A 17,652-nucleotide genomic window follows, 5' to 3' on the forward strand; every position below is an offset into this window, starting at 1 on the left:
TTTTAACTTTATTTATAAGCGAGTTAGTCAAATTTAAACCGGGTTTCTGCAAAACGATAAAGTGGCTGCCAGATGAATATCACGCAAAGGGCAACCATAAAGCACATGGCAATGCAGCCCAGTGCAGCCTCAGGGTTTTGCCCGGCCTCGGTGGTGGTGGAAATGAATGCGCCCAGTCCGTTGGTTTTGAGAGTGACGTCGCCCCAGTTCAGTACTTCGGCAGCAATGGCAGCGTTCCAGGCTCCGCCGGCGGCAGAAATAATGCCTGTCACGATGTACGGGAAAATGGCGGGCAAAATATACTTGCTCCACCACATCCAGCCTTTCACGCCAAAGACCCGGCTCACATCCACCATCTGACTAGGGATAACAGATGCCCCGGCAATCACGTTAAACAACACGTACCACTGCGTACCCAGCATGATCATCGGGATTGTCCAGGCATTCAGACTTTGATGCCAGGTGATCAAAATGACGGTGACAATCGGATAGAAAACGTTAGACGGAATGGCTGCCATGATCTGAATCACGGGCTGGAAAATACGCACCAGTCGCGGACGCAGGCCGATCCATACGCCAAGCGGCGTAAAGATAACAATGCTTAGCAGCATGGCGATGATTACCCGCGCCGCCGTCAGTCCCATCCATTCAGGAAGCTTTGACAGATACTGGAAGGGCAGATAACCCCATAAAATATTGCCGTAGTACAAGCAGGCGACGGCAATCGCCAGATACCACAGACTCGCCCATAGCCAGTTGAGTAATCCGAGGAAATTAAACAGACGACTCAGCCCCAGCAGGTACCACGCCTTAGGCAATGTGAACAGCCAGAACTGGCAGAAGCGGCTGCCCAGTTTTCCCAGCAGCTGCCCGGTGAATGACCGCTGCAAACAGCTGTAAAACCAGGAGGTTGGCCGTTCAGCATAAGAGGTATCTTCATATTTAAACTGGCTGGCAAAGCGCACTAACGGGCGGAAAAGTAACTGGTCAAACAGCACGATGGTGATGACGAGAGCCAGTACGCCCCAGAGCACACCGTGGATGCTTCCGGCATCAATGGCCTGACCCAGAAACGATCCGACACCGGGCAGATTGACGTTATTGTTGCCGATAGTCAGCATCTCGGAGGCAATCAGCGCAAACCATGCCGCCGACTGAGACACCATGGTATTCCACAGCAAACCGGGGAATGAGTAGAGAAATCCCAGCCGCCAGAACCGTTGCCACGGGTTGCATTGAAACGCGCAGGAGACTTCGGTAAGTTCGTTCGGCACCACGCGTAAAGTCTGATACATCGTCAGCATCATATTCCACGCCTGTCCGGTAAATACGGCAAAGATGGCGAGCCCCTCAAGCCCCATAACACTGTGCGGATACAGCCCCAGGAAGAAAGCAGTGGTAAAGGTCAGGAATCCCAGAAGAGGAACGGACTCCATAAAGTTCACAAAAGGCAAAATAATGCGACGCATCGCAGCATATTTTGCTGCCAGCACACCAAATACGATGGTGAAAATGAGTGAGAACGCTAACCCAAACAGCAGGCGCATGGTGGTGCGTAATGCGTAATAAGGTAAGTCTTTATAGTCTTGTGTGACTGGCGGTAGCGTGCTCCCGTCAAAAGGCGAGTGCATACCTTGCCAGCCATAAATCAGTAATCCTGCTAACAGACACAATATTGAGATGATAATCAGATCATTCAGGCCGAATTTATTCCGGCTCATCACTGGGGTGTTCTTCTGCATAACGTTAATTCTCAGTGGGAATTTTTATATCGATTAAAACCGATAAGCAGAGAGAATAGGGCGTAATTAATCCCTCCGGATAAATGGAGTTATTTATACGCCGTATTCAATTTAGAATAATGTTCATCACGGTAACAGTGTAAGACGTCGATACCGTAATGAACCTCGCCCTCTCAGGGGAGAAGACTGTCTATTTGCGATTTAATCGCACGCTGATAATGGGTTGAGAAGTATTGCTTCAGGGTCTGAACGAAAGGAAAGGACCGCGGCGCCCTGGCAGTTGGGGCCGTAATGCTTTTATTGGCAAGCGTATCGCTGAAAGATGAAGAATGTGTAGTCTTCAACATCAGTGGAAAAACAAATTTTTGTAACAGCATAGAGCACCTCGATATAACAGCATCGAAATAAAGATAATCTTCGCCCTTAATTTATCGGGCTTGTGGTTCTGATTATCCTTACAGACACTGACAGGTGCTGAGGATAATCAGATGTTGGTCGGGATACCCGACGGGGGTTCATCGTTTAACATACACGTCCTCTTTAGATTTATTATTAATTGCAGGCGGATACTATCAGGGCAATATTAAACAGAACGTATATATACACACAATTGAGGCGACTTTCTCTGGGGGTGTTAATCGGGCAGGATATCCGAAAAGAATAACCCCGTTTCGTGAGCAAGACGTAACAGAGCCTGATTGTTTATCGAAAGACATTATTAATATTATGTGCAGTGCTACTGAAGCGTAGTGACAGCGCCCGACATCATATCGGGCGCTAATTTTTTGTCAGTCACGCATGATCAGAACGAGAAACACGAACATCCCAGCGCGCCCCAGAAGGCGTTGTCGTTGGACACCGGGACATCGGATCCGCGGGCGATGTCATGGCTGTGTTTATGCACGCCACAAGGCCCGGCGCACTGATGTGCCTGACGTACCAGCCCGACGCGCGCGGCACCTTCTGGCGGGGCAGAGCGGTAATGGCCAGGCACGTTGGTGACTGGCGACCAGTCCGGTAAGACCGGGATTGCAGGCGGGGCGAGCGGTGAGAAACTGCCTGCCGCGTACACCACTTTGCCGTCCACGACGGTCATCACCGATTCAATGCCCTTGATACGTTCTTCCTGCACACTGAAAAAATCCTCCGAAAGCACCGCCAGATCCGCCAGCTGTCCGGCTTTGATCTGCCCCTTTTTGCCCTGCTCGCTGGAGAACCAGGAACTGCCCTGCGTCCACAGCATCAGCGCGGTTTCGCGGTCGATGCGCGCATCGTCATCGTACATTGCCATGCCGCCGACGGTGCGGCCGGAAACCAGCCAGTACAGCGCTGTCCACGGGTTGTAACTGGCAACGCGCGTGGCGTCAGTGCCCAGCCCGACCGGCAGACCGGCAGAGAGCATTTTCGCCACCGGCGGCGTGTGTCTGGTGGCCTCGATGCCGTAACGGTCAGCGAAATATTCCCCCTGAAACGCCATACGATGCTGAACGGCAATGCCGCCACCGAGCGCTTTTACGCGTTCGATATTGCGCTCGGTAATGGTTTCCGCATGGTCAAAGAACCAGTGCAGGCCGTTGAACGGAATGTCGTTATTCACCTTTTCGAAGACATCGAGCATACGGCTGATCGACTCATCGTAAGTGGCGTGCAGACGGAACGGCCAGCGGTGCTCCACCAGATGACGCACCACGCGTTCCAGCTCAACTTCGGTGCCTGGCGGTAAATCCGGACGCGGTTGCAGGAAGTCTTCAAAGTCAGCGGCGGAAAACACCAGCATCTCGCCCGCGCCGTTGTGACGGTAGAAATCTGTGCCTTGACCCGGTTTCAGCATATCGGTCCACAGCTCGAAATCTTCCAGCTCATGCTGCGGCCGCTGGGTAAACAGGTTGTAAGCGATGCGCACGGTCAGCTGATCTTTCTGATGAAGTTCATCAATGATCTGATAATCCTCAGGATAATTCTGGAAGCCGCCACCCGCATCAATCGCACTGGTCAGGCCGAGGCGATTCAGTTCGCGCATAAACTGGCGTGTAGAATTCACCTGCTGCTCAAGTGGCAGTTTCGGGCCCTTCGCCAGCGTCGAATAGAGGATCATCGCATTCGGTTTGGCAATTAACATACCGGTCGGATTGCCGTTGCTGTCGCGCTGAATTTCTCCGCCAGGCGGATTCGGCGTGTCTTTGGTGTAACCGACGACCTTCAGTGCGGCGCGGTTGAGCAGGGCGCGGTCGTATAAATGCAGGATAAATACCGGCGTGTCGGGTGCTGCCTGATTGATCTCTTCCAGCGTCGGCATCCGGCGTTCGGCGAACTGAAATTCCGTCCAGCCACCGACCACGCGTACCCATTGCGGTGAGGGCGTGCGCAGTGCCTGTTCTTTCAGCATCCGCAGCGCATCGGCCAGAGAAGGCACGCCTTCCCAGCGCAGTTCCAGATTGTAGTTCAGCCCGCCACGGATGAGATGTAGGTGGGAATCGTTCAGACCGGGGATCGCCGTGTGACCGTGCAGATCCACCACCTGAGTAGACGCATCCGCGAACTGCATCACTTCATTTTCAGTGCCGACAGCAAGAAATTTGCCGTCTTTAATCGCCACGGCGTTCGCCAGGGGTTTCTCCCGGTCAACGGTATGAAATTTGCCATTAATCAGGATCAGGGAAGCAAAACGTGTCATTGGAAAAGCTCCTGTCATTGCGCGGAAGTGCGCGTCAGCCATGAATGGAAAACTCGGGTAATCACTGGCATCCAGAGGAAAACCACCAGCGCAACCACAGAGGCGTCATTGAGTAAATGACCGCCTTCCGTGCCTTTAAGCTGCGGCAAAAATTGCCCCCAAAACCAGGGCACAATGTGGGTCGAAGGGTAAATCACCAGCAAGGTAAGCAGGTATTGTTTCCAGCGGGCAGGGGGACGAACCGTCGCACTCGGCGGGGTAAACCAGAATTCCGCGCCGGGACGCACTTCGGTGCTGTCGTCCTGCAACAGCAGCGGACTGACTTCTGCCACCAGCTGTTTACGCAGTTCAGAGTTGTGCCAGGCGTTGAGATTTTCCAGCGTGTCGAAGCGCACCAGAATGGTGTACGGATCCCCGCTGCGGCTTGGACGGATGACGTTGACGCCCAGATGTCCCGGGAACGTGCTCGCCTGCGGCATGATTTTGTTCAGCCAGGCTTCGTATTGTGCCTCGCTGGCGGGGGCAATTTTGTGCGTAATGACGAGCGTAACGTGTTGCTTGTGGGACTGGGACATACATCACCTCAGCTGATTTAAATAAAAGCATTTATCGAATCAATGAAATGATGTTAGTCGGCGGGTTGAAACAATGATAGGTGAGAATTTTTGCGTTCTTGTTAAGATTTTTTGAGGGTTATTCTTCCCCGACCACGCGCAGTTCGCGCTGCCTGAGAATGCGATGCAGATTGAATTCCAGCCAGTCGGCCAGCCCGGCAACCTGGTCTTTCATCTCAAGCCCCAGAGGCGAGAGGCTATACTCAACATGCGGCGGCACCACCGGAAACGAATGCCGGTCGACAAAGCCATCTTCTTCTAAGGTCTGTAACGTTTGCGCCAGCATCTTTTCGCTGATACCCCCGACTTTGCGGCGCAGTTCACTAAAGCGCAGCGTTTCGTCGCACAGGGCGATCAGGATCAGTAAACCCCAGCGGCTGGTGACGTGGCGCAGAATTTCGCGTGATGGACAATTCGGGTCGAGGACTTTCCCCTGACGAATTTGTTCTGACAGCGGCAGGCGTGCCTCAGCCGGGTCTGACGGAATTATTTTCATACTTACCTTTTGGTGCGTACTTACGAAAAGTAAGTGTATCGCATAGCATGTCTTCACGGCGACGAATTTCGCGTCTTGCAGAACATAAACCCACAATATGAATTTTGTGTCGAAACCTTCAGGAGAATAAATATGATCGCAGTTACCGGTGCTACCGGCCAGTTAGGCCGCCTTGTTATTGCCGCGCTTCTGAAAAAAGTGCCCGCTAATCAAATTATTGCCGCAGTGCGCAGCCCTGAGAAAGCCAAAGATCTGACGGATTTAGGCGTTCAGGTTCGCCAGGCGGATTACAGCAAGCCGGAAACGCTGGATTCAGCGTTTAAAGGCGCAGAGAAACTGCTGCTGATTTCCTCAAGCGAAGTCGGTCAGCGCGAAGCGCAGCACAACGCGGTGATCGCGGCGGCTAAACGTGCGGGCGTGAAACTTCTGGCTTATACCAGCCTGCTGCACGCGGATAAATCTCCGCTCGGACTGGGCGTGGAACACCGCGCGACCGAAAAAGCGTTAAGTGAATCCGGCATTCCTTTTGTCCTGCTGCGTAACGGCTGGTATACGGAAAACTATGCCGCGAGCATTGCACCGGCTTTGGCGCATAACGCCTTTATAGGTTCTGTCGGAGAAGGGCGGATTTCTTCTGCTGCCCGTCAGGATTATGCCGAAGCGGCGGCTGCCGTTCTGGTGCTTGAGGATCAGAGCGGGAAAATCTACGAACTGGCGGGCGACGAATCCTACACGCTGGCTGAATTCTCGGCGGAAATCGCGCATCAGTCCGGCAAAAAAGTGGATTACGTGAATCTGCCGGAAGCAGAATTTGCTAAAGCCTTACTGGGCGCCGGTTTACCGGAAGGTCTGGCGTATATGCTGGCAGATTCTGACGCGGGCGCAGAGAAGGGTGGTCTGTTTGATGATTCTCATACACTGAGCAAACTGATTGGTCGTCCAACGACGCCGGTGAAAGACGTGATCGCTGCGACACTGAAACCGCTGTGATACGCTAAAGCTTCAGAAAGAAGTGAACACCGGCCTGCTAGCACTGTTACTTAACAGGCCGGTGTATTTGTTAAATTATGTCATCTTGCGTGGAGAGCAAAACCAGCTCCAGCAAATTACGGCAACCCTGCTGGTTGCTGACGTTAGACTCCTGCTCCAGCTGGCGCAGCAGCCCTTCAATAATCGCTTTATTGCTTACCGGATAGCCGTTGTTTAACAGCCCTGAAACGATGGTGCCGAGGATCTCGACTTCGCTTAATGTTGGTGTTTCACGGGTTTTGAAATAATCACTGATTTCTGTAACTGTTTGTTCTGCTTCGAGTTGCATGTAGACCTCCTCAAACTTTTCTGCGAATTATCATCGCCGGAAAAGTGCCTATTGCCAGTCAGAAAAGAGAATATTGTGAAGCGTTTCTTCACAATTGCCTTCCCTGTTCATCCCGTGATTATTTTGTACAAAAATAAAATCAGCCATGAAAAAAACCTTTGGAAGAAGGGAAATCCAATTTTTTCTTCCAAAGGCCAGGCTGAAACTGCCCGTAAAAGACGGACTAATGATGAAGCAGGGGTACAAGAAAGTTATACAATGATTGCAATTTTGTACAGGTATGGATGCGAAAAATCTTAAATATTGTTGCTAGCAATGTTTTAAAAAGCACGAAATGCTCAATTTCATTTAAAGCGGTTACATTCGCAGTACGCGTTAGTTTCATATGTAATGGTAAATAAGGTGACTTCTGCGGTTGTCTATTGCATCTGTACAACAGTCCGCCTGTGCGGCAGAATAACCGCCCTTTTTTTCGCCATCCGGCGAATTCTGCAACAGCAGATCAGGAGTCTTGCGGTGAAAGTTAACGTCATAGGCACCAGCGGCAGCGGCAAATCAACGCTTGCACGTGGCATTTCTCAGAAACTGAATATTCCCTATATTGAACTGGATGCGCTGTTCTGGCGGCCTGACTGGCAGGGTACGCCTGACGAACAATTCTTTGCCCGCCTTGAAGAGAAAATGGCAGCCAGCGAAAGCTGGGTCATCGACGGCAATTACAAACGCTCGCAACCCGTCAAATGGCGAAATATTGATGTGATCGTCTGGGTGGATTATTCGTTCGGGCGCACGCTGTTTCAGGCAGTTAAAAGGGCGGCTACGCGTGCGTGGGGCGGGCAGGAAATCTGGGCGGGGACAGGCAACTACGAGACGTTTCGCAAAAGCTTTTTCAGCCGGGAGTCGATAATTCTGTGGACGCTGAAAACTTACAGGAAAAACCGCCGCCAGTATGAGGCGTTACTCCGTGACCCCGCATGGCAGCATGTCCGGTTTGTGCGTCTACGCTCACCCCAGCAGACTGAGGTTTTTCTCAGTGATCTGACCCAGTTGTAACACCATCCACGGGCTGAAGGCCCACGGCGTCGTGCGCACGCTGCTCAGCAAATCTTCTGGTTTCACCCACTGATAATCCATCACTTCAGACTCGCGCGGTGCCGGTGTCTGGCCGGTGAAGGCGGTAAAAATCGGGCAGAATTCATTTTCGACAATGCCGGAAGCATCGGTGGCGTAATACTGAAATTCATCCACCAGCGGGGTGATGTTTTCCACGGATAATCCGATTTCATACTGACAACGGCGCAGAACCGCCGCCTGCAGGGACTCGCCGGGCAGCGGATGCCCGCACACGGAATTCGTCCAGACTCCCGGCCACGCGACTTTGCCCAGCGCACGGCGCGTCAGCAAAATCTCGCCACGGTCATTGCGGATGTAACAGGAAAACGCCAGATGCAGCGGAGTATGTCCGGAATGCACCAGCGCTTTGTCCATGGTTCCCGATGGCTGATGTTGTCCATCCAGCAACACGACTTCTTCAATCATAAAAACTCCCGTGACTCCTCAACTTTCAGTCTTCTGTTTCCAGCATTTGCTTAAGTAAACGCACCAGATGCCGCTGATCGTCAGGAGATAATCTTGCCAAAAACTCAGTATCCACCTGCTCACCGACAGGTTGAGTATTCGCCAGAACGGCTTTTCCCTCTGCGGTCAGCGTGATAAAACGCCGGCGCTTATCTGCCGGATCGGCCTGACGCACTAACAGCCCGCGTGATTCCAGCCGCGACAACATTTCTGCCAGGGTAGCCTTACTGCTGATCGCCACACCGGTCAGTTGTACCTGTTCAATTCCCGGATTTTCAGCAATCGAGCGCAACACGGCGTACTGCGGTTTGGTCAGTTCCGGGATGCATTGCTGCCAGCGCGCGGTGTGCTGCTGGAATACCTTACGCATTATGTGAAAGGCTTCCTGTCTCAATTGTGTGCTCATCATCGGTTTCCGCTGTTCTTATAGGTCTCCGGCTATTTTAGCAACCTATGAGGAATGAATGCGACAGACCATTGCGGTGATTTGAAAAGGAGTATAAGGTAAAAATCATTCGTATACGAACAAAATGTTCGGGATCATGATCTGTGTGAGGCTGGAATGAAACTGATTGTAGGGATGACGGGCGCGACGGGCGCCCCGCTGGCGGTAACGCTGTTGCAGGCGTTGCGGGATATGGACGGTGTGGAAACACATCTGGTGATGTCGAAATGGGCGAAAACCACGATTGAACTTGAAACGCCTTACACCGCACGCGAGGTGAGTGCCATGGCGGACTTCACGCACAACTGCGCCGATCAGGGAGCCACGATTTCTTCCGGCTCTTTCAAAACGGACGGCATGATCATCATCCCGTGCAGCATGAAAACGCTGGCGGGGATCCGCGCCGGATATGCCGAAGGGCTGGTCGGGCGCGCGGCAGATGTGGTGCTCAAAGAAAACCGCAAACTGGTGCTGGTTCCGCGTGAAACCCCTCTCAGCACCATTCACCTTGAAAACCTGCTCGCACTTTCCCGCATGGGGGCCGCAATCGTGCCGCCGATGCCGGCTTACTACAACCATCCTGAAACCATTCAGGACGTGACCGATCACATTGTGACCCGCGTGCTTGACCAGTTTGGCCTTGAATATCATCGGGCTAAGCGTTGGGCCGGGTTAACGGCAACAAAGTGACAGTGTCACTAATTAGTTTCTAAAACGTGTTAAATCTACTACGTACCAAGTACAGGAGAATCGAGATGGCTTTTGATGATCTGCGCAGTTTTATGCGCGCACTGGATGAGAACGGACAACTGCTGAAAATCACCGAGCAGGTGAAAGCGGAGCCGGATCTGGCCGCGGCGGCGAATGCCACAGGCCGTATCGGCGAGGGCGCACCTGCGCTGTATTTTGACAATGTGGAAGGGTTTACCGACGCGCGTATCGCCTTAAATACGCTGGGGTCATGGCCCAATCATGCCATTGCCATGGGGTTGCCGCCTTCCACGTCGACCAACGAACAGATTGCCGAATATATCCGCCGCTGGGATACGTTTCCGATCACACCCGAACGTCGTGAAAATCCGGCGTGGGCAGAAAATACCGTCGACGGTGAAGACATCAACCTGTTCGACATTCTGCCGCTGTTCCGTTTGAACGACGGCGACGGTGGTTTCTATCTCGATAAAGCCTGCGTGGTGTCCCGCGATCCGACCGACCCGGACAGCTTCGATAAACAGAATGTCGGCATTTATCGTATGGAAGTGAAGGGTAAACGTAAGCTCGGGCTGCAACCGGTGCCAATGCATGACATTGCGCTGCACTTACATAAAGCGGAAGAACGCGGCGAAGATTTACCGATAGTCATCACATTGGGTAATGACCCGATCATTACGCTGATGGGCGCAACACCGCTGAAATATGACCAGTCGGAATATGAAATGGCGGGCGCATTGCGTCAGGCGCCGTATCCGATCGCGACGGCACCGCTGACTGGTTTTGACGTGCCATGGGGTTCAGAAGTGATCCTCGAGGGGGTGATTGAAGGGCGTAAACGCGAAATCGAAGGGCCGTTCGGCGAATTCACCGGGCACTATTCCGGTGGCCGCAATATGACCGTGGTGCGTATCGATAAAGTCTCTTACCGCAACAATCCCATTTTTGAGTCCCTCTATCTCGGCATGCCATGGACCGAAATCGACTATCTGATGGGGCCGGCCACCTGCGTGCCGTTGTATCAGCAACTCAAAGCCGAATTCCCGGAAGTGCAGGCGGTTAACGCTATGTACACCCACGGTCTGCTGGCGATTATCTCCACTAAAAAACGTTACGGTGGTTTTGCCCGTGCCGTGGGGCTGCGCGCAATGACCACGCCGCACGGTCTGGGGTACGTGAAAATGGTGATTATGGTCGATGAGGATGTGGATCCGTTTAACCTGCCGCAGGTGATGTGGGCGCTTTCCGCCAAGGTGAATCCGGCGGGCGACCTGGTTCAGCTGCCGAATATGTCCGTGCTGGAATTGGATCCGGGGTCATCGCCGGCGGGGATCACTGACAAACTGATTATTGATGCCACCACGCCGGTCGCGCCGGATAACCGCGGTCATTACAGCCAGCCGGTACGCGATTTACCAGAAACCAAAGACTGGGTCGCCAAACTCAATTCTATGCTGGACGGGCGCAAAGCCTGAACATTCATTAAAGATAGTAAGGAGTGATTATGATTTGTCCACGTTGTGCCGATGAGCATATCGAACTGATGGCCGTGTCTCCGGTGAAAGGTGTCTGGACCGTGCATCAGTGCCAGCGTTGTTTGTACACCTGGCGTTCTACTGAACCTCTGCGTCGCACCAGCCGCGAACATTATCCCGAGGCGTTTAAGATGACGCAGGCAGATATCGACAATGCGCCGATGGTGCCGTCGATCCCGCCACTTCTGGCGGAGTAAGGTGACTTTCTCCTCCCTCTGAAAATAGGGAGGAGAAGCTTCAGAAGCCGTTTCTACGGAAATTCATCTGAACATAAACTTTTCGCGTAAAAACAGTTTCGGGGATCTCTAAGAAAATTCCTGAAATCAAGCAGTTAAAAATCGATTTCCCTGAAAACTCCCTTCTTTTTTCTCCTGAATAGTCCCACATTTTTGCCAACATAAACTCTGTAAAGGTAGACAGTTGTCGACTTTTCCTCTAAAAGTTCTGCAGTTCTCGCCAGACAAAACTAGTTTCGAATGGCAAATAATAATTTCTGAATGTTAAAGAGCGGCGAAATGATAACCGCCAGGCATTGAGATTTTACAAACACTACGACACACCTTTTGGAGAGTTTATGCATTCCTCTGATCACAAAAACGAGAGCCGGACGTTCTTCGGTCATCCTTATCCGCTGGGTTCTCTGTTCTTCACAGAAATGTGGGAGCGGTTCTCGTTTTACGGTATCCGTCCTTTACTGATCCTGTTTATGGCAGCGACGGTGTATGACGGCGGCATGGGACTGGCGCGTGAAAATGCATCGGCCATCGTCGGTATCTTTGCGGGCTGTATGTATCTGGCGGCGTTGCCGGGCGGATGGCTGGCAGATAACTGGCTTGGGCAACAACGTGCAGTCTGGTACGGCTCAATCCTGATTGCGCTGGGTCACCTGTCGATTGCCTTGTCGGCTTTTATGGGCGACAACCTGTTCTTCATCGGCCTGATGTTTATCGTGCTGGGTTCCGGCCTGTTCAAGACCTGTATCTCGGTCATGGTAGGCACGCTGTATAAGAAGGGCGATGCACGCCGTGACGGCGGTTTCTCGCTGTTCTATATGGGCATCAACATGGGGTCGTTTATTGCACCGCTGATTTCCGGCTGGCTGATAAAATCGCATGGCTGGCACTGGGGCTTTGGTATCGGTGGTATCGGTATGCTGGTGGCGCTGATTATCTTCCGCGTTTATGCCGTACCGGCAATGAAACGCTATGACAGCGAAGTCGGTCTGGATTCCACCTGGAACAATCCTGTCGCTAAGAAAAACGGTGTGGGTGCCTGGTTATTGGCGCTGGCCGTTGGTGTGGCTGTCGTTGTAACGCTGATTGCGCAGGGCGTGATTGTCATCAATCCGGTCGCTGTCGCCAGCGTGCTGGTGTATGTGATTGCGGCATCCGTCGCCCTGTACTTTATCTACCTGTTCCTGTTCGCCGGACTTAACCGCAAAGAGCGCGCCAGACTGCTGGTCTGCTTTATCCTGCTGGTTTCCGCTGCGTTCTTCTGGTCTGCGTTCGAGCAAAAACCGACCTCTTTCAACCTGTTTGCAAATGACTACACCAACCGCATGATCGGCGATTTCGAAATCCCGGCGGTCTGGTTCCAGTCTGTCAATGCATTGTTTATCATCCTGCTGGCACCGGTATTTAGCTGGGCGTGGCCAATGATGGCGCGTAAAAACATCCGTCCGAGCAGCATCACCAAGTTCATCATCGGTATTTTGTGCGCAGCGGCAGGCTTTGGCCTGATGATGCTGGCGGCGCAGAACGTGCTGAACAGCGGCGGCGCAGGTGTTTCACCATTCTGGCTGGTGGGCAGTATTCTGATGTTGACGCTCGGCGAACTCTGCCTGAGCCCGATAGGGCTTGCGACCATGACATTGCTGGCACCGGAGAGAATGCGCGGTCAGATGATGGGGCTGTGGTTCTGTGCCAGTGCGCTGGGTAACCTGGCGGCGGGCCTTATTGGTGGTCACGTGAAAGCCGATCAGCTGGATATGCTGCCTGATCTCTTTGCGCGTTGTTCCATCGCGTTGCTTATCTGTGCCGCAGTATTGTTCGTGCTGATTATTCCGGTACGCAGAATGCTGGAAAACGCACAGGCCAGTTCAGAACAGAAACCTGTCACTCACGCCTGACGGGCAGTGATGTGATTATCGACCCTTAACCGGTCGGTACAGTAAACAGAAATGAGGTGGTCTTCGGACTGCCTCATTTTTTTTTGATCATATCCATGTTACCGGTATCACATTAATCAAAAAACATAAGAAATTTATAACATCTCGCAATTGTGACTGCCTTTTAACCATTCTATAACAAGTCCTCGGGCCACGGACGGACTGACTTTTTTGTGTTTAACCCTACAAAAGGCAGGACGAAAAATGACGGCGAAGTTATCCGTAAAAGAAAAAATCAGCTACGGTCTGGGGGATATGGCGAACCATAGGGTGTCACCATTCAGCCATTCCAGCGCCTTTACGGGGTCAAGAACGAGCGGGCGACGGTCATGGATATCCAGCAGCCCATGATCACTAGCAGCGGTCACGATTACAAAGCCATCATCCTCCGGCGTTCCGGCTGCGCCAGGGTGATACCGGCTTATGGCCGCCAAGAATAGCGGGACATGTGATTTGTGGTAGATGAAGTACGGCTGTTTGATCTTCGAGTCAGATCGGTCTTTCTTCCATTCGTACCATCCATCAGCCATCACTAATGCACGTCCATGCTCGAACAGCGGTTTAAACATACGGCTTGTTGCCACGGTTTCTACCCTGGCGTTGATCATCGGTGGCCGCTTTGACTCCTTCGCCCAACCAGGTTGATATCCCCAGCTAACGGGGTCCAGATAGATTTTGTCGTCACGCTGATTGAGCAGAAGAACCCGTGTACCGGGCGCGACTTTATAGCGGTCAATCGGGATGTCATCAATGCCGCTGGCGAATTCTTTATCTGGCGCCAGAACTTCGATGTAATGCGAGCGGGGTTCGTATTGGGTGAAGCGTCCACACATAAAATCCCCTCCGTCTTGAGGTTTTAAGTATAGACATAGTGTTTAAAGTGACGAGCGGAGCAATGATGCTATCCGGGGAAAAGGTATATTGCCTGTTTATGAAAGCGGCAGTACTCTTAAGCCCTACTAATCAAAAGGATATTGGGAATGGATACTACTGAAGAGTTGGGCGGGACTTACTTCTACCATGGGAATGCTAACGTATCTAAAGAAGAACTATTTTGGTTAATATTCGCTGAGAGTTTGGCGGACCACCTTGGTGTTTCAGTAGGAACAGCGGCGACGATTCTTGCCGGGCAACCAATACTTAAGAAACGAGTTGTGCTGGGATCAAAGGTTTCTCGCACGAGTATTGCGTCAAAATTAGCTCGCAGAATATTTAAAAACGCACACTTTCCATATGGGATCCAATTTTCAACTATTGTGAAGGGGCGTACTCGCGTTACAAGCAAAATAGGGGCAGTAGTGGGTAGAGCGGTGCCTTTTATTGGCTACGCGCAGGCGATAATTATCGTAAGCCTAGTCGCGAAAGATACCAGGGAAAAATACAACCTGATATCAAGGCCCGAGCATCGTATAGCATGGGCATATTTCTAATGCTAAAACCGGATGAGCAAGAGCTCTTAGATTACGTCACCAATACATATGGCCAACGTGATAAGCCGGCACAAAAGGATTGGACATTTGAGGAGCACTTCAATTTCTTTCAGGAAGAGCTGGAAGAAATGTTGTTTGATTTGTTCACGCGATATGGCATTGAGCATAGCAATTTCAACATAGATGACTATTTCATGCCGGAGTTTTATTGGTGGCAGTTTAAGCTCAAAAAGGAATGGCAAGACCATCAATTTAAAACGCTGACGCTGGGCATGATTATCGAATCAGCAAAAGCAGGTCGCTGGCTATATGACTAAGGGGCCTCAGCCCCTTTTCTTATGCAGTCTGGCGGTCATCCCATGAATCAGCATAGATGATATTGCCATCGTTATGCTTCCACGTAATCTTCTCGTAGCGCAGTTCTACTGTTTCCATATGGTTTTCATTAGGATCGGTTGAATGACCCATTACTGGGGAAATAGAGACAATCCGCACACCTTCTAACAGCATGTTGAAATACTCAACTTCCTGGCCTGCATCATTGATCCGATACCATTTGATTTCAGCCGAAGCAAGGCATTGACCCGTTGCCACTGCTTTGTAGATGTACGGGCTGGAACAGTCAAAATCTTTTATCAGCATCATAGGGGAATGAATACGTGTACCCGTAATTTTCCCTGTACGGTCATCGGTTGGCGTCATCAGGTTGTGATGAAAGCCCTTAACCTCAATGCTGTATTCCCGCCCGATAACATCCACACCGCCTTTAATCAGTGCGCCGCCGTCGTCTTTAAGCCATAAGTAAGCTGGTATAGCCATTTTCATGAATTCCATTTTCAAAAGTGAGGCGTAACGTTATGCCTCAGTGTTCTGGCATTCGATTAATTGAGTTGTAAAAATGGAATTTTCAGAAGTTTATTATTGGTGACAGAAAGAATGCTGGCCCTTAATAGGCTTTCGAGTAAATATTTTAAAAACTGAAAATTAGTTTTTACCGAGAAGCTGTGCCTTGATTTTTTCTTTATCCGCGGTGGCGCGGATGCCAGTGCTAAGGCGATTTTATAAAAATAGTAAGGTGACAGTTTCGGTTTCTCACGTGCGGTGACTGCTTAACGCGCTGCGCCGAAACCGCCCAAGAGAGGGAAGTGATAGCCGCAAAATCCCGCCGCTGCGCGGTGCCCTCCGTTCGGGTTACAACCCGCGCAAACTACCGCGCGGTTTTACACCTCTCCTCCGGCGTGATTTTGGAACCGGCCTCAGGTTTATACTTCACAACCTCACTTTTTTATCTTTTAAAATGCTGCGGGCGATTCAGAAAGCTTGCTGAACGGAGCGGCCTGAAGACCAGAGGCTTCAGGACCGAGTGAAGGCACCGCAACGCGGCAAGATTTCCAGCCTGTCGCTGCGGCGACTGAAACATAGCCAGCGAGCGATAGCGCGCAGTTTAAGACGTGGAGATTCCAAAGAGGGCTCGTCATAGCCCTCTTTGGTCGGTTTCGGCGGCAATTGCTGAGCAGTCACCGCACGTGAGAAACCGAAACTACCTAATCCCAGCCTTTACCCGAGCCCCGCAGTGCAACTGCCATCCCCCCATTTATCACAAAACTGTTAACTCTCCGCGAGGATTCCGTAACCCCTCCCCTTGTAGTCTGATGCCATCGACAACAACCGGCACGGTGGCAAAAAATGATTAACAGACGCAATTTCCTGCTGGGCAGCAGTGCGGTTTCTGCGGTCGCTCTGATGGGGCTGCTCCCGACGTTTTTCCCGCGTAAAGCGGATGCCCAGGCGAAAGCCGAAAAGTTTGAATTTACCCTGACCGATGAGCAATGGCATCAGAAGCTGAACGATGACCAGTACCACATTTTGCGCGAGGCGGGCACCGAACGGCCTTATTCCAGCCCGCTGAACAACGAACATCGGCTGGGCGAGTTTGCCTGTGCGGGTTGCAATCTTCCTCTCTTTTCATCGGCCACAAAATTCGACAGCCATACCGGCTGGCCGAGTTTCTGGAAGCCGTTACCCAATGCCGCGCTGACCAGCCGGGATACCTCGTTTGGCATGGTGCGCGATGAGGTGCATTGCCGCCGCTGCGGCGGGCATCTGGGACACGTATTTGATGACGGTCCGCAGCCAACCGGCCTGCGTTATTGCATGAACGGGCTGGCGATGACGTTCACCCCCAAAGCTTAATCAGTCAGGACATTCACAATGAAAAATGCATCTAAAAAAGTGCGCAGCTTGCGAAATTACAGCCTGATCGCCGGACTGGTGCTGGCTTCAGCCTTTGCCTTTCAAAATAACGCCTGGTCGTGGGGCGGTGGCGCAGAACCGGCGGTGGTGATCCCGGCACCGGCAAAAGATGAGCCTGCGCGAACGTCGCACAGCGAAACGGCGCTGTTTGCCGGTGGCTGTTTCTGGGGGATTCAGGGCGTGTTTCAGCATGTGAAAGGCGTGACCAGCGCGGTGTCGGGGTATGCCGGAGGCGAGGCACAAACGGCGAGTTATGAACAGGTGAGTACCGGCGATACCGGCCATGCAGAATCTGTGAAAGTGACGTTTGACCCGACTCAGGTGACTTACGGCGAATTGCTGCACATTTTCTTCTCGGTAGGGCATAACCCGACGGAGTTAAACCGTCAGGGACCGGATACCGGCAGTCAGTATCGCTCGGCGGTTTTCCCGCTTAATCAGGCGCAGCGGAAGTGGCAAAAGCGTACATTGCCCAGCTCGATGCCAGCCACAGTTACAGCGAACCGCTGGTGACGAAAGTGGAAAACAATGCACACTTTTATCCGGCTGAGGCTTATCACCAAAACTTCTTAAACGATAACCCGGACTATCCGTACATTGTGGTGAACGATCTGCCGAAAATAAAAGATTTGAAACAGCATTTCCCGGCGGATTATCGTGAACAACCGGCGCTGGTGAAGCAGTAGCCC

Annotated in this window: 19 protein-coding genes and 1 pseudogene; 11 read left to right on the top strand and 9 right to left on the bottom strand. The window is 51.9% G+C overall.

Features of this window, described 5'->3' with window-relative positions; all coding sequences use genetic code 11:
• Positions 1 to 23 precede the first annotated feature (23 nt).
• The 4 genes from UC15_RS17475 to UC15_RS17490 form a co-directional block, all read right to left on the bottom strand.
• Positions 24 to 1,742 (bottom strand): ABC transporter permease subunit, encoded by a 1,719-nt coding sequence (locus UC15_RS17475; protein WP_112289677.1) that lies wholly within the window; start codon positions 1,740 to 1,742, stop codon positions 24 to 26.
• 802 nt (positions 1,743 to 2,544) lie between these two features.
• The gene (locus tag UC15_RS17480; protein WP_112289678.1) at positions 2,545 to 4,416 is read right to left on the bottom strand and encodes an amidohydrolase; all 1,872 of its coding nucleotides are present in this window, start codon (positions 4,414 to 4,416) and stop codon (positions 2,545 to 2,547) included.
• A 14-nt stretch (positions 4,417 to 4,430) separates the two neighbouring features.
• Positions 4,431 to 4,991: an antibiotic biosynthesis monooxygenase gene (locus UC15_RS17485; RefSeq protein ID WP_112289680.1), complete on the bottom strand. Its 561-nt coding sequence runs from the start codon at positions 4,989 to 4,991 to the stop codon at positions 4,431 to 4,433.
• A gap of 118 nt (positions 4,992 to 5,109) precedes the next feature.
• On the bottom strand, positions 5,110 to 5,526 hold the full coding sequence (locus UC15_RS17490) for a helix-turn-helix domain-containing protein (RefSeq protein ID WP_112289682.1): 417 nt from the start codon (positions 5,524 to 5,526) through the stop codon (positions 5,110 to 5,112).
• A gap of 132 nt (positions 5,527 to 5,658) precedes the next feature.
• Here UC15_RS17490 and UC15_RS17495 point away from each other — a divergent pair, with 132 nt between their 5' ends.
• Complete coding sequence (locus tag UC15_RS17495; RefSeq protein ID WP_112289683.1) at positions 5,659 to 6,516, top strand: SDR family oxidoreductase; 858 nt, start codon at positions 5,659 to 5,661, stop codon at positions 6,514 to 6,516.
• A gap of 70 nt (positions 6,517 to 6,586) precedes the next feature.
• Here UC15_RS17495 and UC15_RS17500 read toward each other — a convergent pair whose 3' ends face one another.
• A complete protein-coding gene (locus UC15_RS17500; RefSeq protein WP_112289685.1) occupies positions 6,587 to 6,844 on the bottom strand; it encodes a biofilm/acid-resistance regulator YmgB/AriR in 258 nt (85 codons plus the stop codon).
• Between the two features lie 75 nt (positions 6,845 to 6,919).
• On the opposite strand from UC15_RS17500, the gene UC15_RS17505 reads away from it, so the two are divergent.
• Both UC15_RS17505 and UC15_RS17510 read left to right on the top strand, forming a co-directional pair.
• Entirely contained in the window at positions 6,920 to 7,144 is a 225-nt protein-coding gene (locus UC15_RS17505; protein WP_147412502.1) for a hypothetical protein, read from the top strand.
• Between the two features lie 216 nt (positions 7,145 to 7,360).
• Positions 7,361 to 7,897, top strand: coding sequence for an AAA family ATPase (locus UC15_RS17510; RefSeq protein ID WP_112289688.1), 537 nt, complete (start codon positions 7,361 to 7,363; stop codon positions 7,895 to 7,897).
• Here UC15_RS17510 and idi read toward each other — a convergent pair.
• Complete coding sequence (gene idi, locus UC15_RS17515) at positions 7,850 to 8,383, bottom strand: isopentenyl-diphosphate Delta-isomerase (protein ID WP_112289690.1); 534 nt, start codon at positions 8,381 to 8,383, stop codon at positions 7,850 to 7,852. The genes UC15_RS17510 and idi overlap by 48 nt on opposite strands.
• A gap of 25 nt (positions 8,384 to 8,408) precedes the next feature.
• Entirely contained in the window at positions 8,409 to 8,828 is a 420-nt protein-coding gene (locus tag UC15_RS17520; protein ID WP_112289692.1) for a MarR family winged helix-turn-helix transcriptional regulator, read from the bottom strand.
• Between the two features lie 156 nt (positions 8,829 to 8,984).
• Here UC15_RS17520 and UC15_RS17525 point away from each other — a divergent pair, with 156 nt between their 5' ends.
• The 4 genes from UC15_RS17525 (at position 8,985) to UC15_RS17540 (ending at position 13,241) form a co-directional block, all read left to right on the top strand.
• On the top strand, positions 8,985 to 9,557 hold the full coding sequence (locus tag UC15_RS17525) for a non-oxidative hydroxyarylic acid decarboxylases subunit B (RefSeq protein ID WP_112289693.1): 573 nt from the start codon (positions 8,985 to 8,987) through the stop codon (positions 9,555 to 9,557).
• Positions 9,558 to 9,622: 65 nt separating this feature from the next.
• On the top strand, positions 9,623 to 11,053 hold the full coding sequence (locus tag UC15_RS17530) for a non-oxidative hydroxyarylic acid decarboxylases subunit C (RefSeq protein WP_112289695.1): 1,431 nt from the start codon (positions 9,623 to 9,625) through the stop codon (positions 11,051 to 11,053).
• A 29-nt stretch (positions 11,054 to 11,082) separates the two neighbouring features.
• A complete protein-coding gene (locus tag UC15_RS17535) occupies positions 11,083 to 11,310 on the top strand; it encodes a non-oxidative hydroxyarylic acid decarboxylases subunit D (protein ID WP_112289696.1) in 228 nt (75 codons plus the stop codon).
• A 377-nt stretch (positions 11,311 to 11,687) separates the two neighbouring features.
• Positions 11,688 to 13,241, top strand: coding sequence for a peptide MFS transporter (locus UC15_RS17540; protein ID WP_112289698.1), 1,554 nt, complete (start codon positions 11,688 to 11,690; stop codon positions 13,239 to 13,241).
• Positions 13,242 to 13,519: 278 nt separating this feature from the next.
• Here UC15_RS17540 and UC15_RS17545 read toward each other — a convergent pair whose 3' ends face one another.
• Entirely contained in the window at positions 13,520 to 14,113 is a 594-nt protein-coding gene (locus tag UC15_RS17545) for an SOS response-associated peptidase family protein (RefSeq protein ID WP_112289699.1), read from the bottom strand.
• A 147-nt stretch (positions 14,114 to 14,260) separates the two neighbouring features.
• On the opposite strand from UC15_RS17545, the gene UC15_RS17550 reads away from it, so the two are divergent.
• Both UC15_RS17550 and UC15_RS17555 read left to right on the top strand, forming a co-directional pair.
• A complete protein-coding gene (locus UC15_RS17550) occupies positions 14,261 to 14,710 on the top strand; it encodes an STM2901 family protein (RefSeq protein ID WP_112289701.1) in 450 nt (149 codons plus the stop codon).
• Positions 14,710 to 15,027, top strand: a complete 318-nt coding sequence (locus UC15_RS17555; RefSeq protein ID WP_112289703.1) for a DUF1493 family protein — start codon at positions 14,710 to 14,712, stop codon at positions 15,025 to 15,027. The genes UC15_RS17550 and UC15_RS17555 overlap by 1 nt, the downstream gene beginning before the upstream one ends.
• A gap of 19 nt (positions 15,028 to 15,046) precedes the next feature.
• On the opposite strand, the gene UC15_RS17560 is transcribed toward UC15_RS17555, so the two are convergent.
• Entirely contained in the window at positions 15,047 to 15,529 is a 483-nt protein-coding gene (locus tag UC15_RS17560) for an Hcp family type VI secretion system effector (protein ID WP_112289744.1), read from the bottom strand.
• 867 nt (positions 15,530 to 16,396) lie between these two features.
• Between UC15_RS17560 and msrB the strand changes: the two genes are divergently transcribed.
• Together msrB and msrA are read left to right on the top strand one after the other, a co-directional pair.
• Positions 16,397 to 16,903 (top strand): peptide-methionine (R)-S-oxide reductase MsrB, encoded by a 507-nt coding sequence (gene msrB / locus UC15_RS17565; RefSeq protein ID WP_112289705.1) that lies wholly within the window; start codon positions 16,397 to 16,399, stop codon positions 16,901 to 16,903.
• 18 nt (positions 16,904 to 16,921) lie between these two features.
• Positions 16,922 to 17,649 (top strand): annotated as a pseudogene (gene msrA / locus UC15_RS17570) (peptide-methionine (S)-S-oxide reductase MsrA).
• Positions 17,650 to 17,652: the final 3 nt, after the last annotated feature.

It is taken from the genome of Rahnella sp. AN3-3W3 (genome assembly GCF_003263545.1).
Lineage (GTDB): Bacteria > Pseudomonadota > Gammaproteobacteria > Enterobacterales > Enterobacteriaceae > Rahnella > Rahnella variigena.